Origin of the sequence: Hyphomicrobium sp. MC8b (assembly GCF_905067615.1) — a bacterium.
Lineage (GTDB): Bacteria > Pseudomonadota > Alphaproteobacteria > Rhizobiales > Hyphomicrobiaceae > Hyphomicrobium_B.
Genome location: NZ_LR898465.1, coordinates 1,480,478 through 1,504,303 on the forward strand (window position 1 = coordinate 1,480,478; position 23,826 = coordinate 1,504,303).

The following is a 23,826-nucleotide window of genomic DNA, read 5'->3' on the forward strand; positions in this document are numbered from 1 at the left end:
TTTTCTTGGAGATAGCGCGCCATCGCGCGGGGGTATGTCTTCATTTCGCGTTTACGAGTTGCGTGTAAAACTCAAACAATAGTCATTGTTTGTGTATTCGCAAATCGGGGGGTATTGCGATGGAAGATTATTTTAAAGAAGCGAAAGGATGGGAGAAATGGGGCTCGGAAACATTTCTCCGGATGGAGATTTCAAAGCCGCGGATCACGCAGGTCTGGCCGGGGGCGAACGGGCAGACGGAGCTGCGGCGATTGACGGATACGGTTTTAACGCGCGAGGACATCTATAAGGTGCTGAGCGATCCGGTCGCGGCGGTCGAGAGCGGCTATTCGAGCGCGGACCTGAAGATGCTGCGCGAGGCGCTCGAGCGCTATCCGCGGCGCGAGACTGGCGCGCGGAGAAAAGAGAAATCGGTGCCGGCGAATCCTTATCCCGGCGGACCGGGGTGATTGGGTCCGGACAGATGGCGCGCCGGCGATCTCCGGTCCTCGGTGTATGGTTATCGGCTCTTGTCGTGGTCCTTGGTACGGCGGTTACCGTGTTCTTCGGCTTCAATTTTCTTGGCAAAGCGCGCCTGGCGCAGCTATGCGCTGACGCGGTCGACGCGCGCGGGCAGCTCGCGGCTTTCGGATTGTTCGCGTTTGGCGAGTTCGGTGCTTAATAGTTTGCGGTCGACGACAGTTTTGGCGCGGAACAGCAGATGATCGCGCGTTCCTGGCGCGGCTCGCGCCGTCAGCGCGACGAGGATTTCCCCGGTTCTGACCGCGCGCGGGTTGTCGAGCAGGCTATGCCTGTCAGGCTGGTTTCGACGGCGAACGCATCCTGGTAATGGACGATCGCAGGAATTTGCTGAAAGAGATGTTCGAGAGAGGTGCGGGTGGCTTTGGCTTCGAGCGCAGGATCGCCCGCCGCCAGCCTGTTGCGGAATTCGAGGTAGCCGAACTTGATCGGTAAGTCTTTCTCGCGCTCTTCCCCGGAGGTGAATTTATCGCGGACGCGCAGCCGCCGAGACATTTGTGCTTATGACCCAAACTGGAAGCAGTTCGGCGCTGCGTTCACCACCAGCGCACTGGCCAGGTGTCCCCTCGATTAGGTCCCCTTGCGACGAGATTATGCCAGGCAAATGCAAACGTTACGAGCAAGAGGCAACCGACGGCGATTGGTGCAATGAGAAAACTCCACGACATATCATTGACCACGACCAGCAACGGATCAATTCCGGCGGGTGGGTGAAACGTCTTGGTTAGATGCATTGCGACCATCGCTAGACCGACCGCCACTGCGGCGGCCCAGGCCGTTGGTCCGCACAGCTTAACAATTACCAGGCCCACGAGCGTGGCCACCACATGGCCACCGACCAGCGCACGCGGCTGCGCTGGGTCTGACTTAGGAGAGCCAAATACCGCGACGATCGAGGTCGCAAACGGAATCGCGGCCAACGGGAATGCTGCGCTGGCCGCGAACATTGCCATACTCGCTATGGCGATCGCCCCGCCGGCCGCCCCGGCGAGAATTGCAAAAAGTTGGCTCCAGTGGAACATTGAGACTTCAATATGCAACGCCGGTATTGCGGTTCAGCTTATTATTGGGCCGACAGGGGAATGAGGATTCGGGTCCACAGCCGCGTGTCTTTCCCGCCACCAACCTGGTTGTTGGCCACAAGACTCCTGGTCGCAAAAATTTCCGCGGTCACGGATCCGAAGCTGTGCCCAACCAAGCCGCCTAGCGAAAACTGACTGAACTCCTTGTCGCCCCAATTGTTGCGAAGGGCGTCGCTAACGTCTGCAGACGCGCTACCAACTAACCCGATTTCCGACTTGTTAATGTGTTTGACGGCTGCAAAATCAACGTCGACCGTATCGGGCTGGACGTTCACACCGGTATCGAGATCGTCGCCACTGTTCAAATAAATAAGATTGGCACTGAGGCTCCACCCGTCCTTATTGTAGGCAACGCCGAAAACGTTGGCGAAGGTCCAGAAATTGCCACCCAGGCCAAGGTTGTTTCCGATATCAGTATCGACCGGTGCGAAGCCGCCTACAAATTCTCCGACACTCCAACCATCACCCAAGTCCCAAACAAGTCCTCCGAGCAGCGCCGGATTGTAGAAATCTCTATGCCAGCTGGAAGATCCATCAACTGAACCTGGGTTGATTCCGACCCCAGCCTGTGCAGCAAAGCCAATGAACTCGAGCCGCCCTCCCAGAACAGTAGCGGGCGTTGACCAAGCGACGGTCGGAATATTCACAATCCCGTCAATCTCCTTTAGCCCTGGCGCAAGGGTCGATCCTGATCGCTTCATGTAATAGGCGGTATCGATAAAGTACACGCCCTCCGGCAGCGGAAATCCAAGTTGAATATTCGAAGTCCATCCGGCAGGGCTTACAGGATCGGCAACGCCTGTGCCGGCTCCAAGTAGCATCGTCGCCCCAATCACTGACAAAGCGACCCGACTTTCAACTCCTCGCAAACTGATTTGTCCTGACATTTTCGTCCCCCACGATATTGTTATGAGTTGTTTGACCTAGCCCAAGCTGACCGGGTCCCCGTTAGGTGAGGAGCCGGGCCAGCCAGGCGGACTGCGGCTACCACCCGCGGTTATAAAGTTTGTTCGAACGCTGAAAACAAAATCTATATTTGGATATGCTTATATGATCAACATTAGGCATAGCTCAACAAAGAATGTCAACACGCCGCACTTGCAAATGTTTTTGGGTGTGGCCCACAAGTCATTTTCAGTTGGTCACAGTGAAATCCTCGGCGGGCCGAATGACGTTCCGTCTTGCGACAGTTCGGGGACCCGCGAGCCTCCATGAAGGTCGAGATACATAGCGAGATAGCTCCGGCCCATCTGAGCCAGACCATTAAACTCAAAGCCTTTGTGAGGATTAATTCGTGGCGATTGAGGTTGAGAACCGTTCCGGCTGGAACAAAGATCGCCTTCTCGATAATCGTGCGCCTTCGCGGATGTGTGAGAGCTACTTTGATTGCGGCAAAGAAAGTCACCAGCAGAGCGGATTTCTCTCGCGGGAGCTTTCGGCGGCTACGGACAATGTTGCAAACCGAAATCCGGACGATCGCCTTCAAACCGCTTCACATTGCTGTAAAAATTTGTACATATCGGGAGCGTTGTGATGTCAACGCCTATGCATGGGCGTTGGGTCCTCGTCCGGCACGCTAGCCAAGTTAGGTAGGCTAATCTGCGGAGAAGGACAGGCCCACTTGAAGAAACCGGTCATGGGGGGAAGGCAGGATCAAAGAGTGGCCAATGTACTGGCCAAACGGGCGAACCACAGTCCTCGATCTTTTTACGAGGCCAAGTTTTACCAAGACGGTAAACGCGAGCACTCACCCCTAACTGTTTAACAAACGCTCCCGCACCTTGCCCCAAAACCGATCGGCCGCCGTTAAGGATGACAGACGCCGATCAATCTCGATTGGTCGTCACCCATGAACGAGTAGGGGTCTCTTGCGGCGAGGGTAGATCACTTACGCAGAGGCGAGGAACAGAATGAGAGTTGCGGCAATCCAGGCGGCGCCAGTGTTTCTTGACGCGGCCGCGACGACGGACAAAGTTTTGAAATTTTTGAATCAAGCTGCACGTGGCGGTGCGGAGTTGATCGCCTTTCCGGAGGTGTTCATTGCCGGATATCCTTTCTGGCTACGGATCCCGGCGATCGCTACGAATGACGAGCTGCTGAAGGTCGGCCACATCGCCTATCTGCGCAGCGCCATCGCCGCTAACGGACCTGAGCTGGCGGCGATCTGGAGCGAGGCCGCAAAGCACGGTGTCTTTGTGTACATCGGTTTCGTTGAAAAGACGGCCTCTGGCGGCTCGGTATACGCCTCCCTAGCTGCTATCCACCCCGACAAAGGAATTGTTGGGGTGCACCGCAAACTCAAACCTACATTCCATGAGCGTTTGATCTGGAGCGACGGCGATGGTCGTGGGCTCGAGGTGCACGACTTCAAAGGACTGAAGACTGGCGCTCTAAACTGTTACGAGAACTGGTTGCCACTTGCGCGCCAAGCCTTCTACGCCCAAGGCGAGCAACTCCATGTCGCTGTCTGGCCTGGAGATCTAGCTGTGGTTCAAAACATCTCGCAGTTTATAGCAATGGAGGGTCGAGTCTATGTAGTCTCGGCCTCAGGCCTGCTGCGCGCTACCGACATACCCGAGGCGTTTCCACTCAGGGAACATATTGTAGCAGATCGACTCATAATAAACGACGGCGGCTCGATGATTGTTGCACCCGACGGCTTGATAGTCGCTGGACCGGTTATCGGAGAGGAAAAGATCTTGTATGCTGACGTCGACGTGGAAATTGTCATGGGCGAACACCTCAAGCTCGATCCTGCAGGTCACTACGCCCGAAACGACGTCCTTCGTCTGACAGTCAACCGTGATCGATATAATTAAGCGATCAGCGCGAGCGGCCTTATGGGTGGATCGGCAAGCTCGTGGCGCTTGGCGAAGGGCCTATCGTTCGACACCAAGCCTTTCGACTCGATAACCTAACCTCCGCATCCCAATCCCCTAGGAATTGGCCAAGCAGCAACCCACCCGCGACAGGGGAGGAACAGAGGACTGCAGCAGCTACGCCTAGCATTATGAAGCGCGTTTGCCGTTGAGTTACCTTCTGAGTCTCATGGGCCTATTCTCGATCTCGACATCAGTTAAAAAAAGGCCACACACCTTACTTCGATGCTTTGCCTTTTGGGCGCGTCAGCCGGGGTACTGGGATCGCTGAACGCCGAGTGAAGACTGAACGTGCAGGGGGCATCACCATCGACCGCATCGGAATCAGCGTGCAAACCATTTGATTGAGCAAATCTCCCAGCAGAATCCCATTGTTTGATCAATATTACTTCGTCCCGGGTCATGAGCGGATAATACCACCAGTCATGTTGCGGCCCGAACTTCGCGAAATAATTCTCACCGATGCGGTCGTGATAGAGAATTTCGAAAACTACCAGGTCATTGGGATCAACGTTGCGCCCATCGCATAGCGCTAAGGGATCGCTCGTGACGGGCGACAGATCAATGCTGCGCCAAACGTTGATCAAGGCAAACCGCTTGCCCTCGTCCAAAGTGCGAGACACGATTTCCTGGTTCAGCAGCGATTGACCCTTACCGAGCATGACCCGCAGCGTGTCGTTGACGCCTGGCGGGCGGGCTAGATCACGAAGGCGCTGCGATGCACTCGTGAGGGTGTAATCGCCATGCACGACGTGGATCGGTTTCTGTATCCCCTGGCCACCGGCAATTTGCTTCGTGCCTTTTATTTCTTGGGCCAAGCGAACATTGTGATCAAAGGCGAATACCTGTGCCGCATTCGTGGTCTGCTTTACAATGTCCGCACACTCAGGGTAGTACTCTTCAACGACCTTTCGGCTGTCAAAGAACGGAGTTTCAGGTCGCTGCAGTGGCCGATAGAGCAGTTCGAAACCGCGTACATTGAGCTGTTGCCTAGATTGATCGAGGTCGTGCTGTCGTGCGTCATTGATGACGACCTGCCGATGTTCCATTACGGCCCCATGGTACCCATCATCGTTGCCGGCGGGGTCGCGTCGCGTAAAGACCTTGCCGTTGCGATAGAGCGAGGACACTACGGACGTCGCAAGGTAAGTAAGTTGCCCACTGCTGGGCGAGCCATTCGACGCCATTTTGCAATACCACTTGGCCTTTGGAGCGGGTTCAAGCTTGAGCACGATGCGCGCGTTGTTATCGCTATGATGACGGCGAGTAGAGACCTTGCCGTCGCGAAACAGCATCTACAGTCTACAGATTTCGAAGATAGGGCGAGCTGGTCGTGGAGTAGGTGACCCGGCCTTCTCGGGTTTATCGAAGGAATGCGATGCCAAAACGCATAGAAGCACTCTGATTTCCGGATCGCCGGCAAGGATCGGATTTTGCTCCGATCGCTTGCCGACGCTCAGGAGTGCAAGCGCGCAAACGGGCAAAGCGCGTACACGGGCAAACGGAGCCGAGCTACGCGACTTTTGCGCCCTCTTTCTCAACTTGCTTGAGGTAATCCTCTATCTTCTCGTTGTTGTAAGGAATTCCATGGTTGTGTCCGCTGAAGACCTCCGTCCCCTTCAACACAGCCGTCTTGCGCTTGAACATGCTCGCCGTTAGCTCACCGCGAATTATTTTGGCGACGTTCTGGTACTGCCACGCACTCACCGTCTTCGCGTGAGGCCGGGCAGATAGTTTCTTGAACCATGCCGCAATTTTAGGGAATCCCTGCCAGACTTGGTCCGGAATGATTTTGCCGGCGTCATGCGACACGAACTCATGGAAAGCGGCCAAATCCGCATAACTGATTTCGTCACCGCAAACATATTCGCGGTCCCGCAGCCAGTAATTCTCAAGCGTCCCCATGGATTCGTACAAAAGGGCGCGCCCTTTATTTTGCTCCGCACTAAATTTCGGGCTGTACGGCTTCTCGCCATAGATCAAACAACCGAAGATGTTCCAGTGGAACGCCCCGCCTCCAAGGCGCAGAGTATAAGCATACCATTGCAGAAACTGGTTGATGTGTGCCCTCTCTTGCGCGTCGCGTCCGAACCAGTTTCCGGTACCGGCGAACTTTTCGTTCACATAGCGCGCAATAGCTACATTCTCCCAAACGGTGAACTCACCATCGACGAGAATCGGGACCTGCCCTGTCGGGTTGTATTTATCCCTGAACTCTTGCCTCTCATTAATATCCGTGGAGATGTCCACGATCTCTTCCTCGAAAGGAACATTAAGCTCAAACATGAATTGATGTGCCGCGCGGCATGGCTGGGACCCAGGATGATAAAGTAGGCGTAACGTCTTCCCGATGTGAATGTTTGTTGGATTCGGATTCATGTAATCCTCCCTTACTGAGTTGGCTCACCGCATCGGGTACTTGGCTTGACGGATTGTCGCGATCCAGATGTCGGCGGCCATTCCTCTATACAAAGCTACTCATATCTGTCAAGCGCTGTTGTAGCTTTGCATATGTATGGTACTAATTAGTTGTCATTCACGGGAATCGGATTGTCTCTTCTGTAGACTGGCCTGCCCCTCAACAGGGCAGCAAAAACAACCGTTTTGACTCCACACGTCGGCGATCGCCGTGTGCCGCGCTTCTGTCATGGTGGTGTTGCGCAGCGTTGCGCTATTCTGATGAATGACCTAAATATAATAGTCTCGACGGCTCGGCGTCGGGCCCAGAAGGGGTTGCGAGGAAGAAGCGGATGAGCAAAGAAAAATTACCTGCCACCGAGCCTAACGAAAGCGAGCTGTTGGACATCAAACAGTCCGCGAGTCTTCTCAACGTAAGCGAGGCGTCACTTCGACGGTGGACGGATTCGGGAACGCTGCCTTGCTATCGTGTCGGGGCTCAGCGGGCGCGGCGGTTTCGGCGCGAAGATCTTGTCGCCTTCATCAGCTTGCCTCGGGAGGGCGCCAGCTCATCATCGGGCATGGATCGACCGGACTCTGTTAAGAACGCGACGAAAACTCGACTCTCAGGAATGGACCTAGAATACCACGATCATATTTGTGCGATTTATGGCCGGTCTGCCGGCCGGCTTAAGCTCTCTGTGCCACTGTTCAGAGAGGGTCTAATGGCGGGGGACATATGCTTTCTGAATGCCACCCAGCGTTCCAAAGTTCATATTCTTAAAGTATTGCGCGAAGTCTATCCCGGCGTGAGCGAAGCTATTAAAGAGGGCCAGCTAGTTTTTCCAGAGCTCAAAAGAAATAAGGCAGAAATGCTCGATCAACTGGAAGATATGTTTCTTAAGTCGACATACTCTGGTAAAAACAAGTTGCGGCTCGTCGGTGATATGGAATGGGCGTTATCCGTCGACTGGAGTGAACAGCAAATATATGAGTTCGAGTTGGAATATAATAACACTCTTGGTCATCGTTTCCCAATAATGAGTCTCTGCCAGTATGACGTGAGAGTATTTTCTAGTAAGGGAATACTTGATGCCCTCAAAAGTCATGAAGATACCTACAAGTATCAGCTGAGGGATTGCTGTTTCTAGTTTAAAGCTTGGAAATCCCAACCAAGGATCGGTAGACAGGGCCGATGCCGCTCTCCGTGTGAAGAGGCGACCCACTTATTGGTGGCGGCGTCCTGGCACAGTCGAGCTGCCGGAGAAGACTGTCTTGTGATCGACTGCCGCTGAGGTGGTTCGACTCGAAATATGGATTCTATCCTCGAGGAGAACTAAGAGGTTGAAGGCTCCTTCAAGCAGGAAGAAATCATCGTGAAGCCTCCGAAATAGCGCGGAGTCTCGTTGAAAAAGCTATCCTTTCTCCGTCCGCCGCCGGCTTCGCTATCGAGCTGTCTAGCGAACTGGCGGTGATGCTCGCGTTGTGCACCGAGCCGGCGAAGCCTTCCGGCGTTCCTATAGAGCAATCAACAGTGGTTGCAGGCGGCGTGATGAACTCGCGGAGATGCGTGAACACGCTTGCGCGCTGCTCCCGGGCAATTGGGCATAACGCTTTCTGAATGGGCGAGAACGAAGCAAGGAAATCGGCCTGCGGGAGGCAGCTTGTTTTCCGTAATGAACATTATCACTCAGTGTGCGGATAGACGGCTCAGGCTGCAATCTTGACATGCAGGCAGTGGCCGTCGCAGCCGGTGGCTTCGTACTGGAAGCCGACCTGATCGCACAGTTTGGTGAAGCCGGCGACGAAGTCGGGGCGCGGTAGCGCCCGGACGGTCTCGGCGGCGCACCAGGTTTCGTAGGCGGCATAAAGATCGGCGAAGGAGACTTTCGCGCCGTCTTCGGCGGTCAGGCGCGCGCGGGCGAATTTCGCGATGTTGCCGGCGGGGCGAGGGTCAGGCGCAGCCCTGCCCGGCGCGGCGGGAACGGGCGCGGTTGGTGCTGCGAACGGTTCTGCAGGTGCGGGCGCTGCGCTTTGCTGCGGCGGCGGCCGCGCGATCGGTTCGGGCGGCGGCGCGGGCGCTTTGGGCGCGCGCTTCCAGAAAGGTTCGCGCTTTGATTTTGCGCGCGGGGCTGCGGGCTGTTCGGCGGGCAGATGGCCGGTCTTGATGGCGCTGGCGAGCTCGCCGTGCGCGAGGGCGATGAAAAGCCCGAGGCCGGAGCCGAGTTCGAGCACGGCGATGAAGAGCAAGGCAAAACCCGTCTGCACTTTGAGGATGTCCCAACCGAAAATGCGGGTGAGGAAGCCGGCGCGCGGGTCCCCGCCTTCGATGCCGGATGCAGGCGCAAGCTCGAGAACACGCGTGCGGAGCGCGTCGATCTCGGTTTCAAGGCGCGCGGCGTTGAGGCCTTTCTGGCGTTCGGATTCCAGCGTTGCGATGTCGGCGCACAGCGCCCTGCTCTGCGAGGTGGTGGTGTCGGTGCACTGGCGGGAGGAACTGTAACGAGGATTTTGCTTGAGCGCGTCGATGCGCCCGGCGATGACGGTCGGCGGCTGGTAGGCGCCAAGGGCGGCGAGCTGGGTTTGCTTGCGCTCGAGTTCGGCCTTGAGATCGTGATAGCTCGCCTTCTTGGTGGTGAGCGTGCCGGTCTGGGCGGAGCGGCTCAGTTCCGCAAAGCCTGCGGCCGAGGCGAGCGAATAGCCGGTGCAGGCGAGCCAGAACAAGGCCGACGCAACGGCCGGGCCCCAGTTGCGGTGTTTGAGGGCGAACCAGAAAAAGAACGGCGTGATCGCTTTGGCGAGATCGGCGGCAAGGCTGACGGAAGCATAGATGAGCTGGTCGGTCGGGTCGCGGCCCATGCTGGAGCCGTAGCGCCAGTTGATGGCGGCGGAGAGCGCCATGAAGGCAAGGGCGACGAGGACGCCGATGAAGGTGACGAGGTATTTCACGGCGGCTCACGCCTTCATGGTTTTGGCGTGGAACTGTTCGATGGAAAGCTCGATGACTTCTGTAATCGTATAGCGGTGCTTGCGCGCGATCTGGTGCGCCATTTCCTTAACTTCCTGACGCACGCGCACGTTCATCTGGTAGGCGCGGGGCGGCTGTCCGGGCGCCCCGCTCCGCAGCCGCCGGCCGTCGAATTTCTCGAGGGCGCGCTTTTCGTCTTCCATGCGTTCGGTGTAGGACGCGCCGCGGGCCTGGCGCTTGATGGAGCGCAGCGCCTCGAGGTCGGCCTCGTCGAAATCGTCGTCTTTCATGCCCGTTTCCGCGTCTTGGCGAGGACGGTGTCTTTGGCGCGCCTCGCGTCGGCCTTCACCGTCTTCCACAGCTTCTTGATTTCGTCGGTGGCCTTTCCGGTCCTGTCGGCTTCGGGGGCGGTGCGGCCCCTGCTCATCGCGGTCGAATAAATCTGGCGGCTGGCGATGAGGTCGGCGAGGACCTTGCCTTCATGGCGCAGATACTTGATCGCGCCGGCGGCAACGGCGCCCTGCCCGGCCACCATGTTGAGGATGAATTCGAAGTTTTTCTTGTAGTCGCGGCACATCTCGATGATGGGCTCGACGGCTTCGACGTCGAGCGGCGACGGCGTGGCGGGGATGAGGACGAGGTCGGCGGTACGGATCGCCGGAAGGATGTGGGTCATCAGCGCCGGCGGCGTGTCGATGAAAAGCCAGTCGTAACCCTGGGCGCGGATTTTCTCGACGGCGGCGGCGAGGTCTTCGAAGTCCTTGAACAGGACGGGCGACTTGGCCTTGCCGGGATAGTGTTGGCGCAGCTCGATCCAGCGGGCGAGCGATTGCTGCGGGTCGAGGTCGATGACGGCGACCTTCTCGCTCTGGGCGGCGACGGCGGCGAGCGCCGCCGTGAGGGTGGTCTTGCCGACGCCGCCTTTGGAGGCGGCAAGAACGATGGTCCGCATGGCGCTGCCTGTGCCGCTTGCTAGCTGTTGCTAGCGCGCCTCACAGGCGGTGTCCAGGACAGCATGCGGTCAGGACCGCGCGGGCGGGTGCCATGCGAGGGAAAGCGCGAGATCGGCCGGGCTCAGCGCGATGATGAGGTGAGCGACGGCGAAGCGAGGCTTGGGCGGGTTTGCCGCGAGCGCGCGGATGGGCGCGATGTCGATGAATTCGCAGCCGTCGTCGCCGCCGAAGCTGGCGCGCTTGTTTGTCCACCAGGTATCGAAATCGAGCGCGGACGGATTGCATTCGTCGGCATAGACGACGACGCGGCCGCCGGCCGAGGCATGGTGGCAGCCGTCGACGGTGTTGGGCATCAGGTAAACGCCGTGATCGCCGACGAGCCAGAGGCCCTTGCCGGTGTCGCGGTCGTAAAGCGGGCGCGCGGTTTGAGCGGTGTCGAGTTCCTCGAACGCGCGCTGCAGGGCGGTCCAGTTGAAATGCAGGTCCATGGGTTGCCTCCTTCGTCGCGTTGACCCTCGCCGCGAGACGGGGCACGCGCGAAGGTGCGCGACATCAGGACCACCCCTGAGGCCTAGGCGTACGCACTCGTTCAGCGCTTGTCGTTGTGGCGACCGAAGATGATGCGGGTCATTTGGTCGACGGTATCGGGGCCCGTCAGGCGCTTCGGCGGAATACGGTCGGGAAAGACCGGCTGCGGGCGGATGCCGTTGTACGGGATGTTGCTGATGCCCGCCTCGATCAGGCTGTTCATGAACTCCCTATCGTTCGCGGCGGTGCGCGGGTCGAAGTATTTGGCGCCGACGCCGGCAAGGATATCGCAGAACTGGACGGCGCGGCTGTCGAGCGAATTCATCGGCGTCGTCGAGACGACGCGCAGCGGGAATTCAACATAGCTGCCGTCGCCGAGGCGGTGCATCTGCTTTGGCACATTGCTGTTGGTGATGCGGTCCCAGATGTCTTTGCCGCGCAGGAAGTTGGAGGACGCGTCGTGCACGACGGCGAAATCTTCAGAGAAACGCTGGCGCCAGTGCGCGATGATCGCGGCCATCGTCGTGCTTTGCAGCTCGTTCGATTGTTTGAATGTGGCGAGGTCGTTGTATTTGGTGAACAGGCGGGCACCGAGCTCCATCTGCTCGAAGAAGATCGTGAGCTCCTTTTCAACGCTTCGCCGCATGAGCCCGAGCTGGTCGGCGAGCGCCGCGAGCGTCTGTTCGGAAGGGTTCCGGCTGAAGCGCTGATAGTTCGCGACCAGCGTGGTCAGCAGTGTGGGTGGCGCGAACGTGGTGAGCCCGAAGTGGATGTAGTTGGTATATTTCCAGCAGAATCCTTCGTCGTAGAAATCGTAGCCGGCGTCTGTGAAGCAGGGTTCGATCAGGAAGTCGGCGATCTTTGTGAGCACGGCGAAGCGCTTGTCGATGGCGTAGATGAAGGCGAGATGTTCGAACGCGCAGAGGTGTGCAGCCAAGCGAAGCAGTCCGCTGCGCTGTGTTCCGTTCCAGATGTTTGCGAACTTGTATTCAGGGCCCTGATAATTCGGGAAGGCCTCGGCAAGGATGTCGGCGGCGCGCTGCTCTTCGATCGCCGCGCTCGCGATGGCGAAAACCGGCTGTGCCGGGTCGAGCAGGTTGGAGCCGGTGAAACCCGACTCATCGAAGTAGATGGTGCGCGGGGTCATGGGCTTTGGTCCGGCGCGGCGAGCGTGTAGCTGGTACTGCGCCCGCCCCCTTCGTCGTTTTTCAGGATGCCGCGATCGACGAGGTCCCTGATATCGCGCAGGGCGGTGTCCGGCGAGCACTTCTCGATCTTGGCCCACTTGGATGAGGTGAGCTTGCCGTCGAAGTTGCCGAGCAGGCGGTTCAGCATGTCGCGCTGGCGCTCGTTGAAGGCGGCGCCGGCATGCTGCTCCCAGAAGCGCGCGCTTCTGAGCACGCCGGAGAGGGTATCTTCGGCGCCGCCGAAGGCGCGGCCGAGGCAGGCAAGGAACCAGGTCAGCCAGGCGGTGATGTCGAGATCGCCCTTCTGCGTCGCTTCGAGGATGTCGTAGTAGGCGCCGCGCTCGAGGCGGATCTGCGCCGACATGCTGTAGAAGCGCTGCGGGCTGCCTTCCGAACGCGCGAGCGCCATGTCGGCGATGGCGCGTGCGATGCGGCCGTTGCCATCCTCGAACGGGTGGATGGTGACGAACCACAGGTGAGCGATGGCGGCCTTGAGCACCGGATCGGTGTCGGGGGCGGAGTTGAACCAGGCGAGGAACGCTTTCATGTGCTCGTCGATCTTCGCAGCCGTCACCGCCTCGAAATGCACATGCTCCCGGCCGACCGGGCCGGAGACGACCTGCATCGGGCCGTCGCGGTCGTCGCGCCAGCCGACGGTGATGACCTTGTGGATGCCGCTGTGCCCCGTCGGAAACAGGGCGGCGTGCCAGCCGAACAGGCGCTCGGCGGTCAGCGGTTCGTTATAGGTCTGGGTGGCGTCGAGCATCATCTCGACGACGCCCTCGACGTTGCGGTCGGCGGGTGCGAGCGCGCCGATGTTCATGCCAAGGCGGCGGGCGAGCGAGGAGCGGACCTGGTCGCGGTTGAGGCGCTCGCCTTCGATCTCGCTCGACTTGATGACGTCCTCGGTGAGGGTCTGGAGCACGGCTTCGCTGCGAAGCGGCAGGCCGAGCCCTTCCATGCGCCCGAACAGGCGGCCCTGGCGGTGACGCACGGCGGCGAGCGGCTCCTCTAGGGCCTTGTGATCCCAGGTGAATTTGGGCCAACCGGGCAGTTGATGGATGTAAGTGGGCATAATCTCCGCATCTCCTGCGGAGATTATGCCGGTTATTCGCCGCAAAGGCAAGAATATTCGCCGCATGAAATGCGGAGATTAGGGCCGTCAATCGCCGCAAGCTGCGGCGGCAGGGAAAAGAGTGAGGCCGCCCTACTTCGCTGCCGGCGCTGGCCTGCCGCTGGCGTGGCGGCGGGAGAGTTCCGGGAAGAGGATGTCGTCGGTGAGGTCGCGGCGGAACTGCTGAAATTCCATGAGGGCGCTGCGGGCGCGGGCGCGGTCGGATCTGGTCGCGGATTTTGCGGCTTGGTCGCGGGCGTTCTCGAAAGCTTGATAGAGCGCGGCGGCGCGGTCGAGAAGCGCGGCCGGATCGCTTGCGAGACGGTGCCTGTCGGCTACGGATTGGGCCCGCGAGCGTCTTTGGAACGGTGAAGTATCATCGGTGTTGCTTGTCATCTGCAATTCATAACATCCGTAGGCTGACGAATGCGAGAAATTGCGGCGAAAGATTCTTTCGTTTTTCAGAGGGCAGGCGCTATCAGGGATGTCAGCGGGGGCGCGGTTCACTTGCGCGCGGTTGAGTGGGCACGCAAGCGTCGATGAATTCTGGAGACGGGAGCTTCGCGCTAATCCGTGGCGGGAGGAAGCCGCGCGGCATTCTGTTTCATGGCTTCGAGTTCGGCCTGCGATTTGGCAAGCCTGTCGGCGGCTGCTTGGCGGGCAGCATCGAGACGCGCCTTCATGCAGGCGCTGTCGCGGGGATCGGCGATGGCGTTAGGATCTTTGTGGACGCGGGCGGCCGCAAGAGCCGCGCACTCTTCGGCGGATGGCGTGGGGTCCTGGGCGCAGGCCGGAGCGATGGCGGCGAAAAGCGCGAAGCATGTGAGGGGCATGAGTTTCATGGTTGGTCTCCAATGCGGAAATGCAATGAAGTTTGCGTGGTGAGTGTCTGTGAGCGGCGGGACGCGGTCAAGACGCTCGGAAGCGCGTGCTTCGGGTGTCTTTGGTCTTTACCCGGCGGTTCCCCTGTTGAATTCCCTATACTTACTTTACGGAATCCGTCCGCATGCTGTCAATTTTAAGTTGTGCGCTATCAAGGTATCGCAGGGATTTCGATGTTCGCATGGGGGCATGGCCCCATGGGAGCAACGGCTGCCGGGCGCGTAAGGCCGCCGGTGTGGTATGGTAGGCTATTCTACAGCCGCGGTGCGGTTGGGAAGGGTTTAGCGATGAATGCGGGACTGCGGCTGGCTCTGAAGAATTTGATCCTGCGCGGCGGCGCGTTGGCAAAACCGCCAGGCGGCGGCGCAATCGAGCGCGCGAATGCGGAGCTGGCGGCGCATGGCTGCGCGGCGTTGCCTTCGGATTATGCCGTACTGCTGAAGGGCGCGAACGGCGTGTCGTGCAACCGGCTCCTGCTCTATCCGTTGGGCTCGCGCGCGGAGGCATTCTCTCTGGTAGGCGCGACGATCAAGGAGCGGAAAGCGGCGAATCTGGAGCCCTGTCACGTTGTCGGCCATGTGCATCACGATTTGCAGCGCGTCGTGCGGGATTGCGGGTCCGGGCAATACAGGTTCTACGACGATACGGATTCGCTGCTGTGGCAGTACGCGTCTCTCGCGCGCATGCTCGATGAACTCAGCATGTTCGGCGTGGAGCGCCGGTGACGGGATGAGGGAGTCAGAGCTGGGTTATTGGGATTTCTTGACGACAGATGAGGCGAAATTCGTCCAGGCGATCATGGACGAGCTGGACGGTGCTGGGCGCGGGTCCTGCGCCCGAAATTCGTCCAGGCGATCATGGACGAGCTGGACGGTGCTGGGCGCGGGTCCTGCGCGATGGCTTCAGTATCATAAGGGCGGCTTCATCGCCTGCCGCGCGCCATCTCGGACTGAAATCTTGACGGGCTTGTGCCTACGAATTTTCGAAAGACGCGGGCAAAATGACTCGGGTTCTCAAAACCGGCGGCCAACGCCGCTTCGATGACGCTGGTCTCGCGCTCGCAGAGGCTTTGCTTGGCGTGCTCAATTCTCTGAAGCAGCACGTAACGATGGGGGGAGTGACCCGTACTCTTCCGGAATAGCTCGCAGAAATAGTGTGGGCTCATGCCGGCGACACCGGCGAGCTCCGAGAGCCTGAGGTCGTCTGCTAAATTGTCTCCGATATAGTCGAGCACGCTCCTGAGGCGATACCCAGGGAGGCCTCCTTTGTAGGCGACCGGTGTGCGGCGCCGGACCGCAAATCTTTTGAGCAGATAGATAGCCAGCGCGTTTGCCAACGTCTCACCATAGAGCCGCCCCGCAGGAGAGCCTTCGGTCAAATCCGTCGCCATGGCGCGCATCACAGCCAAAATATGCGAATCCATCAAATTCCAGTGTTCGGTTAGTTCTATATCGGTGTCGCAAGAGGTTTCATCGAGAGCATTGACGAACAGGCTCGGGTGAATGGCCGCAGCGACGCGGTGCGTCGCGCCCATCCATCTCACCTCGTCGATTGTGCCCCGCGGCAGGAGGAATGTCGTGCCGGGGGTTGCCGTGAATTGAAGCGTCTTGCCTCGGGTCAGCACTTCATATTTGACCGAGCCGTGCAGTACCACATGAACAAAGTGCTCGACATGTTCGTGCCGCGGTATCACGCACGACGGGATAGAATAACCCTCCAAAGCAAGCCCCGCCCAATCCGCTGCAGCACTCGTTAGCGTTGGGTGCGCGTGCACGAATGGCTCGACCCGCCCTTCGCGCACGACTTCGACCCCGTGAAGGACGCAGCGTCCCGCGGGCAGGGCGCGTCGGGCTAACTTGCCTGGGGGGTCAACCACGGCCATTCGATCACCGATCGGTTGCGAACACTAAGGGTGCGTTCGAACGCGCATTAAAATCGGAAGATCTGCACACGTACGGTCGTTCGGAACGGCATCCGCTGTCAATGGAAAGGTAGGGAAGGCTTTCGGCGTCCGCGGCTGCCGTCGGCTGCGGTCAAGGCTCATTTCGCAACCAGGAGATGGACCATCCCCATGACACTCCCCCTTAAACTGGTAACCCTCATTATTATTGGAGCAAGCCTGATGACTCAGATGCCCAAAATTGCAGCAGCGGCGGAAGGCGCCGCCACCGACCCTCGGATTGATCCTCAAGTCCGGTCGTTTTTGGCTGAAATTAACAAGGACAGCAGCGCATTCTGGGAGCTGCCCCAGCCGAAACCGCAGGACATTCTCACGGGGCTTCAGTCAAAAACCGACGTCGACATGTCAGGCGTCACGACGACCGAGCGGACCATCACGCAAGATGGGCACAGCGTAAAGCTGTACATCATGAAGCCCGAGCGCGTGAGCGGAAAGCCGGGTGTGCTGCTTTTCATTCACGGCGGCGTCTGGATCGTGGGCAACTTCCAGAACCATCAGCGCCTGTTGCGTGATCTAGTCGTCGGATCAGGGCAGCTCGGCGTGTTCGTCGAATATACTTCTTTGCCAGCTGCAAAATTTCCGACGCAGCTAGAAGAGTCCTATGCAGCGCTAAAGTGGGTGGCGGAGCACGCTGGCGACTTCGGCGCCGACGGCAGCAGAATTGCGATCGCAGGCAACTCAGTCGGCGGCAACATGACGGCGGCGCTGACGCTCATGGCAAAAGATCGCAAGGGACCGAAGATCAGTTACCAAGTGCTGATGATCCCGGCGACCGATGCAAGCGTCGATACGGAATCCTACCGCGAGTTCGGAACGGGCCGTTTCCTAGCGCGCGCCTTCATGAAGTATGGCTGGGACCTTTACGCTCCCGATGCGAAGACGCGTGACAACCCCTATGTGTCGCCGCTTCGGGCGAGCAGTGAGGAGCTGAAGGGACTTCCGCCGGCGCTCGTTGTCACCGCCGAGAACGATCCGCTGCGCGACGAGGGCGAGGCCTATGCGCGGAAGCTGAAAGAGGCCGGCGTGGAGGTCGCGGCAGTCCGGTACAATGGAACGATTCATGATTTCGTACTGCTCAATGCCCTGCGCCGCGTGCCCTCCACCGAAGCGGCGCTGGAGCAGATCAACCATGGGCTTCGCCGGCATCTCGGTACGGCGGCGATGTGAACGAGCAAAATGTGACGCGGCGGTGCGTGCCGCCTCGTCGCCTTGGCAGCATTGGTCGGCAAATGTCCCATAGTCGACGTCGCCACCGATCAACCACGGCCTGCACGTCAGACCTCAGTTTCGCCGCAAGGCTATTGGCAACTTTAAGCTAACTCCACCCAGTGCTTAGCCCGCATCTAAGACGTCGCTCACCATGATCGTCTGTCACGCCCTTGCCGCTTGATCGAACAGTCGCGCGAGCTTAGATAGGGAAATCGTCAATCCGAGCGGGAATGTGCGCAGCCATGGATCTCTCAACGACAGCAACACCTGTCTTCGTTGTCATCGGGGAGATCCGTTATCATGCCTGCATCAATCGTCCTGTCCAATGTCAGATTGTCCGCGCCTGACGGTCGTGCGTTTCTTTCCAACCTGGACCTGAGCTTCGCGCCGGAGCGTACGGGGCTCATCGGCCGCAACGGTGTCGGCAAGACGACACTCCTGAGGCTGATCTCAGGCGAGCTTGCCCCGCAGTCCGGCACGATCGCAATCGGCGGCGCTCTCGGTGTCGTGCGCCAGAACCCCCTGGTCACGCCGAACGAAACGATCGCCGATTTATTCGGTGTTACGGACGCGCTGGCACTCCTGCGCCGCGCGGAAGCGGGAGAGGCGACGGCCGAGCAGCTCGTTGATGCTGACTGGGCGATCGAAGAGCGTATCGTGGCAGCGCTCGCGCGGGTCGACCTCGACGCCCAGCCAGAGACACGCTTGGTGGAGCTTTCCGGCGGTCAAGGTACACGCGCCCGCCTCGCAGCAGCGGCCTTCGCGAATCCGGATTTCCTATTGCTGGACGAGCCCACGAATAATCTCGATCGAGCCGGGCGCGAGGCGATAATTGAGCTCCTTTCCCATTGGCGCGCCGGCGCGGTCGTCGTCAGCCATGACCGCGAACTCCTCGAGCACATGGATGCCATCGTGGAGCTGACGTCGCTCGGCGCTACGCGTTATGGTGGCAATTGGAGCACATATCGCGCGCGCAAAGCCGTCGAGTTGGAGGCGGCCCGGCACGATCTGGCTCACGCGGAGAAGACCGTTGCAGATGTTCAACGTAAGGCGCAGACGGCGGCAGAACGGAAGGACCGTCGCGATGCGGCGGGAGCGCGAAAGAAAGTGCGAGGCGATCTACCCCGCATACTCATGGGAAACCGGAAGAGCGAGGCTCAAGCGAGCCGAGGCGCGGGCGCCAGAATGGCCGAGCGCCAGCGAGCTACGGCGAACCAAAGCTCGGGATGTTCCGCGTGCATTCCGAGGCGGAACGACGGGTCGGAATTGCATAGCATCGGCAGTTTTATTGGTGTTTCTGTGGTGCTGGCCAAGCAGAATTTGTAGCCGCTCGAGATGAACGCCGGGGGCGTCCGCGGGCGATCGCCACTTCCTGCTCGAGCTAAAATGACGTGCTCGCATCATGGAGGGAACAAAGTCAATCGACGAGCGGTAAGACGAGCGGACGGAGTTGACGCCATAAACCCTATCAGGTTTCGTGACATATGCAGCCTACTGACTTTCCTGTATTGCCAGGAAGGACGCAGAATTACTGATTGCCTTATTCGGGAAGACCCAATGCCAGTCGAGCTTTTCCGCGGCGATGACGATGGTAAGATGGTTGCGGCCACCAACTTAATGCTACAACGAGTTGTGAGCTTCGACTGGGCTTCCACATCTGTCGGAGCCATCGAGAACTGGCCGGAAGAATTGCGCAGTCTCTGCCGCACAGTCTTGCTTTCTTCAACACCAATGTCGGTGCTGTTGGGACGCGACGGCGTTTGCCTTTTTAACGACGCGGTGCGCGGGATTTTCGGACATACGTTCGAATCTGCTCTGGGCAAGCCGGTCGTCGAAGCCCTTCCCCAAGCTGCCAGATTCTACGTAGAGGCACTGGCAAGCAGCTTTGCCGGTCGCTCGTCGAGCTTTCACGACGTTCCGCTTAACCTTCAGCGAGGGGGCGAGCAGCACAAAGCTTGGTTCGATCTCGACCTTACGCCGATTGTAGACGTTAACCGGCAGGTGCTCGGCGTCCTGCTGGTCAGCATAGAAACCACTGCACGTGTCCAGGCCCTCATTGATCTACGAAACGCCCGAGAAAGGCTTGAGCTTGCGCTCGAGTCCGGAGGTATCGTGGGTGCCTGGGACCTCGACCTCGCGACGGACATCGTCCATTCGGATGAGCGCTTTGCACGGCTCCATGGGGTGGACCCAGAGCTCGCCAAGAGCGGTGCCGACGATGCACTTTTCACAGCGGGCATCCACCCGGATGATGCCGCTTTCGTGAAAAGCGCCTTTCAGCAGGGAATGATCGACGGGACATACCGTTGCCAGCATCGGGTCGTTGGTCCCGAGGGTATCCGCTGGATTATTTGTTCAGGACGCTTCCGCTATGAAACCGACGGCACGGCCCGTTCCTTTATCGGGACCGCTGTCGACGTGACAGAGCAAATCGAAACCGCAGCCGCTTTGTCACTTAGCGAGAAGCGGTTCCGAGCATATGCGGAAACCCTGCCCCATGTCATTTTCAGCTGGGACCGGGAAGGCAACCCGACGTATGCGAATCAAAGGTGGTACGAGATCACAGGACGTGATGAGGATGATCCGCTCGCCTTGGCTTGGGAAGGCTATGTTCACCCGGATGACAAAACCATCGCACTAGCAAATTTGCGCCATGCAATAGTAAGGCAGGCAAAATTCGACACCAGCGTCCGAGTCCAATCCCGGTCAGGCGACTATCGATGGATGCGCGCCATCGCTGTTCCGATACACAACACGTATGGGCTCCTCACGTCTTGGATCGGCACATTGACCGATATCCATGAAGCCAAGCAGTTGGAGGCCGAACGCGAACTAGTTTCCCAAGAACTCGATCATCGCCTCAAGAATTTTTTCGCACTGGCCCAGAGTCTCGTCACCATAACCGCTCGCGAAAACCTTAGTGTGGCGGCATTCGCCGATCGACTGAGGGGCCGACTGGCCGCCCTGCATGAGTCGCACGGCCTGGTCCGGACAGCTAATAAGGTGGCCGGCACGCCGGGCAGGCATTCGCTGCAAAATTTGATCAGGAAGTTAGTTGCTCCCTATGACAACGCCACGGCGGCCGAACGCATCGTGGTCGAGGGAGACGATATTCTCCTCGAATCGGACAAAGTGACGCCTTTTGCCTTGGTGTTCCATGAACTGGCAACGAACGCCGCGAAATACGGTGCGCTAAGTGCGCCCGATGGAATTCTAAAGGTTCGTTGCTTTCGATCGAATGACACATTTCAGGTCGTTTGGAAGGAGAAGATTGCCGCCACTGCCCCTGCCAACACCGGGCAGGACGGAGGGTTTGGGTCTCGCCTCATCGGCCTTGTCGTGGACGCCCAACTCAAAGGCCAATTCACGCGCGATGTCGAGACTGATGGCGTTCGTATCGCACTAAGTTTTCTCGCCCCCGAAACTTGAAATCTTCGACCGTCGGCGACGCACAACAAGCGCCCCCGGAACCGGACCATGTCGCCGGCGCCCGTGCCGATCGAAACCATTCGTGACTGGAACCAGGTCAGCCACCTCGTGTAGACGGGGCGCCGGGGACAAGGGAACGGCAGCCATCTTGCGAGAGGCCTGCCCATGCCGTTCATTCCTGAGCACTTCAAAACCGAAGCCGACATCGATCGCTTCTACCATCGGCGGCCGAAAGACGACGCCTGGAAGCAGGTGACGCTTTCCCATCTTCTCGAACAGGATCTCCGGCTGATCATCGCCTGCCACGGCTGCCGGCGCGAGAAGGTCGTCTGGCCGGCCGTCTATGCTCACGAGCACGGTGTGCCGATGGAAACCCCGCTGCTGACGCTTGCCCGGCAACTGCGCTGCACGACGTGCATGCACCGTATTTGCTACGTCTGGCCCGAGCCGTACTCCATCAAGCACGACCGGCACGGAGTACCCAGAGAGTGACCCCTACCAGAAGACCAGCGTGCTCCACTTGATTAGTACAAGAATTATTGTAGTATCGCGGCATGAATAATAAAGATGCCGTGACCCGACTTGCAGCGCTGGCGCATGATCAGCGCCTCGCCATCTTTCGACTGTTGGTGCGCGTAGGCCCTTCGGGCTTGCCCGCCGGCGAGATTGCCGAGGCGGTCGGTGCGACGCCGACAGGCGCTTCCTTCCACCTCAAGGAATTGGACCGCGCGGGACTGATCCATGCCACGCGAGCCGGACGGTACATTCGCTATGCGGCGCATTTCGAGGGCATGCGGCAGCTGCTGAACTTCCTCACCGAAGACTGCTGTCGAGGGCGGCCGGAGCTTTGCGGCTCGACAATTACCAAAGCGCGAAAGTTGTGTAAGGGAGAGACAAAATGACCGGAGAGCGCCTCTTCAACGTCCTCTTTCTCTGCACCGGCAATTCCGCCCGCTCCATCATGGGCGAGGCCATCATAAATCGCGTCGGCGCCGGTAGTTTCAAAGGCTACAGCGCCGGCAGCATGCCGAAGGGTGACGTCCACCCGATGACCATCAACCTGCTGAAGAAGCTCAACTACGACACCAGCGCGCTGCGCTCGAAGTCGTGGGAAGAGTTCGCCGCGCCCGCTGCGCCGGCGTTGGATTTCGTGTTCACGGTTTGCGACAACGCTGCCAATGAGGCATGCCCGGTCTGGCCGGGACAGCCGATGACCGCCCATTGGGGCCTGCCAGACCCCGTGGCAGTCGAGGGCTCGGAAGTCGAGAGAGCCCTTGCCTTCGCCGATACTTATCGCATGCTCAACAACCGCATCAGCACTTTCACGAGCCTCCCGCTCTCGTCGTTGGACAAGCTGAGCTTGCAAACCCATCTCGACGACATCGGGCGGTCAAGGAGCGATGTCACGCGCGAGAAGGCGTGATCCGGTGGCCTATTCGACGTCCCGACGCGTGGCGGCTGAATTCTTGGGCACGGCGCTTCTGCTCGCCGCCGTCATCGGGTCCGGCATCATGGGCGCCAGGCTCTCGGCCGGAAACGAGGCGCTGGCGCTGCTCGGTAACACGCTGTCGACCGGCGCCATGCTCGTGGTGCTGATCATGGTCTTTGGCCCTGTTTCCGGTGCGCACCTCAATCCGGCAGTATCCGGCGTGTTCTGGCTGCGTGGAGAGATCGCCTCACGCGTCGCGCTAGTCTACGTCTTCGCGCAACTGTTTGGTGCCCTGGCTGGCGTGGTCGCCGCACATGCGATGTTCGACATGCCGTTAGTACAACTGGGGAGCAAGGTAAGGTCCGGCACCGGGCAATGGCTCGCGGAAGGCGTCGCCACGTTCGGGCTTTTGCTGACGATTCTCGGTACGCTGCAGGTGAGTCCTGCGGCCGTAGCAGCGAACGTTGGGCTCTACATCGCGGCTGCCTATTGGTTCACCGCCTCAACCTCGTTCGCAAATCCAGCCGTCACCATCGCGCGCGCGTTCTCCGACACGTTTGCGGGCATTCGCCCTGCGGATGTCGCGCCTTTCATCGTCGCGCAGTTTTCCGGGGCGGCGTTCGCGATGCTGGTGGCCGCCGGCCTATTTCGGCGCGCGCCGGCAACGCCTTCGTGCTAGGCATTTTTGATGTGGGATTAGGACGAGAAGATATTGTCACTCCACAGATAGACAGGACCCAAACTGTCGCGCTGTGAGTCGCGAGCATAGAGCCGGGATATTCCGGAGGCGGTTCGCTGACCTCATCGAGTTTGCGAATCTCTTCCCCGCTCAGCCTGACGTCGATCGCCGAGATATTGTCCGCGAGTTGGTTCAGACGCTTGGCGCCGACAATGACCGAGGTCGCAACGGGCTTTGACTGGAGCCACGCCAGCGCGCACCGAGATCGAACCATGTGATGAGAGGTATACAGGCCGAACTCCCCCAGCTCGTCAGCTCGCCGTCGCGAGCCGGGGCGGGCTGAGGCGGATGATGGCGCGGGACGCCGCGGCCCCCTGGTCGCCCGTGTGGCCAGGACATCGGGGGCGGATCGTCCTCATAGTCCGGGCCATGAACAAGATCAGCGCAATCGGGGAAAATCGGTTCTTGGGCTCGCCCCCACTCGCCGGGCTGCTGGCCGCGACGGCGGGCAGCGCGATGGCGCTGGAGCTGTCCGGTCTCGGCGTGGTGCGGGATTTCATCAAGGGATTGCCGTATGAACATCCGATTGTACTAAAGTTGTCATTGTACAG

General features: G+C 59.4%; 26 protein-coding genes and 1 pseudogene. 12 read left to right on the forward strand and 15 right to left on the reverse strand.

Annotated features, from left to right (window positions below):
- The first annotated feature begins 119 nt into the window (after positions 1-119).
- Both ACLB1Z_RS07195 and ACLB1Z_RS07200 read left to right on the forward strand, forming a co-directional pair.
- Positions 120-449 (forward strand): hypothetical protein, encoded by a 330-nt coding sequence (locus tag ACLB1Z_RS07195; RefSeq protein WP_409562688.1) that lies wholly within the window; start codon positions 120-122, stop codon positions 447-449.
- Positions 450-463: 14 nt separating this feature from the next.
- A complete protein-coding gene (locus ACLB1Z_RS07200) occupies positions 464-661 on the forward strand; it encodes a hypothetical protein (RefSeq protein WP_409562689.1) in 198 nt (65 codons plus the stop codon).
- Positions 662-732: 71 nt separating this feature from the next.
- Here the strand turns inward: ACLB1Z_RS07200 and ACLB1Z_RS07205 are convergent, their stop codons facing one another.
- The 3 genes from ACLB1Z_RS07205 to ACLB1Z_RS07215 are packed head-to-tail and all read right to left on the reverse strand — an operon-like array spanning position 733 to position 2,488.
- Positions 733-1,014, reverse strand: a complete 282-nt coding sequence (locus tag ACLB1Z_RS07205; protein ID WP_409562690.1) for a hypothetical protein — start codon at positions 1,012-1,014, stop codon at positions 733-735.
- Positions 1,015-1,055: 41 nt separating this feature from the next.
- Positions 1,056-1,559, reverse strand: a complete 504-nt coding sequence (locus ACLB1Z_RS07210; protein ID WP_409562691.1) for an HPP family protein — start codon at positions 1,557-1,559, stop codon at positions 1,056-1,058.
- A gap of 23 nt (positions 1,560-1,582) precedes the next feature.
- Complete coding sequence (locus ACLB1Z_RS07215; RefSeq protein ID WP_409562692.1) at positions 1,583-2,488, reverse strand: transporter; 906 nt, start codon at positions 2,486-2,488, stop codon at positions 1,583-1,585.
- A 1,023-nt stretch (positions 2,489-3,511) separates the two neighbouring features.
- Here ACLB1Z_RS07215 and ACLB1Z_RS07220 point away from each other — a divergent pair.
- Positions 3,512-4,420: a carbon-nitrogen hydrolase family protein gene (locus ACLB1Z_RS07220; RefSeq protein ID WP_409562693.1), complete on the forward strand. Its 909-nt coding sequence runs from the start codon at positions 3,512-3,514 to the stop codon at positions 4,418-4,420.
- A 257-nt stretch (positions 4,421-4,677) separates the two neighbouring features.
- On the opposite strand, the gene ACLB1Z_RS07225 is transcribed toward ACLB1Z_RS07220, so the two are convergent.
- Together ACLB1Z_RS07225 and ACLB1Z_RS07230 are read right to left on the reverse strand one after the other, a co-directional pair.
- Entirely contained in the window at positions 4,678-5,775 is a 1,098-nt protein-coding gene (locus ACLB1Z_RS07225; protein ID WP_409562694.1) for a CmcJ/NvfI family oxidoreductase, read from the reverse strand.
- A gap of 217 nt (positions 5,776-5,992) precedes the next feature.
- Positions 5,993-6,859 carry a glutathione S-transferase family protein gene (locus tag ACLB1Z_RS07230; RefSeq protein ID WP_409562695.1) on the reverse strand — a complete coding sequence of 289 codons (867 nt, stop codon included), beginning with the start codon at positions 6,857-6,859 and terminating at the stop codon, positions 5,993-5,995.
- A gap of 371 nt (positions 6,860-7,230) precedes the next feature.
- Here ACLB1Z_RS07230 and ACLB1Z_RS07235 point away from each other — a divergent pair, with 371 nt between their 5' ends.
- On the forward strand, positions 7,231-8,028 hold the full coding sequence (locus ACLB1Z_RS07235) for an MEDS domain-containing protein (RefSeq protein ID WP_409562696.1): 798 nt from the start codon (positions 7,231-7,233) through the stop codon (positions 8,026-8,028).
- Positions 8,029-8,587: 559 nt separating this feature from the next.
- Here the strand turns inward: ACLB1Z_RS07235 and ACLB1Z_RS07240 are convergent.
- From ACLB1Z_RS07240 to ACLB1Z_RS07275, 8 genes are all read right to left on the reverse strand, one after another.
- Entirely contained in the window at positions 8,588-9,826 is a 1,239-nt protein-coding gene (locus tag ACLB1Z_RS07240) for a primase-like DNA-binding domain-containing protein (protein ID WP_409562697.1), read from the reverse strand.
- 6 nt (positions 9,827-9,832) lie between these two features.
- The gene (locus ACLB1Z_RS07245) at positions 9,833-10,135 is read right to left on the reverse strand and encodes a hypothetical protein (RefSeq protein WP_409562698.1); all 303 of its coding nucleotides are present in this window, start codon (positions 10,133-10,135) and stop codon (positions 9,833-9,835) included.
- Positions 10,132-10,797 carry an AAA family ATPase gene (locus ACLB1Z_RS07250; protein WP_409562699.1) on the reverse strand — a complete coding sequence of 222 codons (666 nt, stop codon included), beginning with the start codon at positions 10,795-10,797 and terminating at the stop codon, positions 10,132-10,134. Before ACLB1Z_RS07250 ends, ACLB1Z_RS07245 begins: the two co-directional genes overlap by 4 nt.
- 69 nt (positions 10,798-10,866) lie before the next feature.
- Positions 10,867-11,286 (reverse strand): DUF3085 domain-containing protein, encoded by a 420-nt coding sequence (locus ACLB1Z_RS07255; protein WP_409562700.1) that lies wholly within the window; start codon positions 11,284-11,286, stop codon positions 10,867-10,869.
- Positions 11,287-11,387: 101 nt separating this feature from the next.
- Positions 11,388-12,473 carry a DUF3800 domain-containing protein gene (locus ACLB1Z_RS07260; protein ID WP_409563238.1) on the reverse strand — a complete coding sequence of 362 codons (1,086 nt, stop codon included), beginning with the start codon at positions 12,471-12,473 and terminating at the stop codon, positions 11,388-11,390.
- Positions 12,470-13,588, reverse strand: coding sequence for a Fic family protein (locus ACLB1Z_RS07265; protein WP_409562701.1), 1,119 nt, complete (start codon positions 13,586-13,588; stop codon positions 12,470-12,472). The genes ACLB1Z_RS07260 and ACLB1Z_RS07265 overlap by 4 nt, the downstream gene beginning before the upstream one ends.
- A gap of 132 nt (positions 13,589-13,720) precedes the next feature.
- On the reverse strand, positions 13,721-14,023 hold the full coding sequence (locus ACLB1Z_RS07270; RefSeq protein ID WP_409562702.1) for a hypothetical protein: 303 nt from the start codon (positions 14,021-14,023) through the stop codon (positions 13,721-13,723).
- Between the two features lie 170 nt (positions 14,024-14,193).
- The gene (locus ACLB1Z_RS07275) at positions 14,194-14,469 is read right to left on the reverse strand and encodes a hypothetical protein (protein WP_409562703.1); all 276 of its coding nucleotides are present in this window, start codon (positions 14,467-14,469) and stop codon (positions 14,194-14,196) included.
- Positions 14,470-14,829: 360 nt separating this feature from the next.
- Between ACLB1Z_RS07275 and ACLB1Z_RS07280 the strand changes: the two genes are divergently transcribed.
- Positions 14,830-15,234: a hypothetical protein gene (locus ACLB1Z_RS07280; RefSeq protein ID WP_409562704.1), complete on the forward strand. Its 405-nt coding sequence runs from the start codon at positions 14,830-14,832 to the stop codon at positions 15,232-15,234.
- A 197-nt stretch (positions 15,235-15,431) separates the two neighbouring features.
- Here the strand turns inward: ACLB1Z_RS07280 and ACLB1Z_RS07285 are convergent, their stop codons facing one another.
- On the reverse strand, positions 15,432-16,163 hold the full coding sequence (locus ACLB1Z_RS07285) for a helix-turn-helix domain-containing protein (protein WP_409562705.1): 732 nt from the start codon (positions 16,161-16,163) through the stop codon (positions 15,432-15,434).
- A gap of 468 nt (positions 16,164-16,631) precedes the next feature.
- Between ACLB1Z_RS07285 and ACLB1Z_RS07290 the strand changes: the two genes are divergently transcribed.
- From ACLB1Z_RS07290 to ACLB1Z_RS07320, 7 genes and pseudogenes are all read left to right on the forward strand, one after another.
- Positions 16,632-17,636 carry an alpha/beta hydrolase gene (locus tag ACLB1Z_RS07290; RefSeq protein ID WP_409562706.1) on the forward strand — a complete coding sequence of 335 codons (1,005 nt, stop codon included), beginning with the start codon at positions 16,632-16,634 and terminating at the stop codon, positions 17,634-17,636.
- A 342-nt stretch (positions 17,637-17,978) separates the two neighbouring features.
- Positions 17,979-18,890: pseudogene (locus ACLB1Z_RS07295) on the forward strand (ATP-binding cassette domain-containing protein); the annotation flags it as partial.
- Between the two features lie 345 nt (positions 18,891-19,235).
- On the forward strand, positions 19,236-21,107 hold the full coding sequence (locus ACLB1Z_RS07300) for a PAS domain S-box protein (protein ID WP_409562707.1): 1,872 nt from the start codon (positions 19,236-19,238) through the stop codon (positions 21,105-21,107).
- A gap of 165 nt (positions 21,108-21,272) precedes the next feature.
- Entirely contained in the window at positions 21,273-21,599 is a 327-nt protein-coding gene (locus tag ACLB1Z_RS07305) for a hypothetical protein (RefSeq protein WP_409562708.1), read from the forward strand.
- Between the two features lie 62 nt (positions 21,600-21,661).
- The gene (locus tag ACLB1Z_RS07310; RefSeq protein ID WP_409562709.1) at positions 21,662-22,009 is read left to right on the forward strand and encodes an ArsR/SmtB family transcription factor; all 348 of its coding nucleotides are present in this window, start codon (positions 21,662-21,664) and stop codon (positions 22,007-22,009) included.
- A complete protein-coding gene (locus ACLB1Z_RS07315; protein WP_409562710.1) occupies positions 22,006-22,530 on the forward strand; it encodes an arsenate reductase ArsC in 525 nt (174 codons plus the stop codon). Before ACLB1Z_RS07310 ends, ACLB1Z_RS07315 begins: the two co-directional genes overlap by 4 nt.
- A gap of 4 nt (positions 22,531-22,534) precedes the next feature.
- A complete protein-coding gene (locus ACLB1Z_RS07320) occupies positions 22,535-23,215 on the forward strand; it encodes an aquaporin (RefSeq protein WP_409562711.1) in 681 nt (226 codons plus the stop codon).
- On the opposite strand, the gene ACLB1Z_RS07325 is transcribed toward ACLB1Z_RS07320, so the two are convergent.
- Positions 23,127-23,489, reverse strand: a complete 363-nt coding sequence (locus ACLB1Z_RS07325; protein ID WP_409562712.1) for an aldo/keto reductase — start codon at positions 23,487-23,489, stop codon at positions 23,127-23,129. The genes ACLB1Z_RS07320 and ACLB1Z_RS07325 overlap by 89 nt on opposite strands.
- Positions 23,490-23,826: the final 337 nt, after the last annotated feature.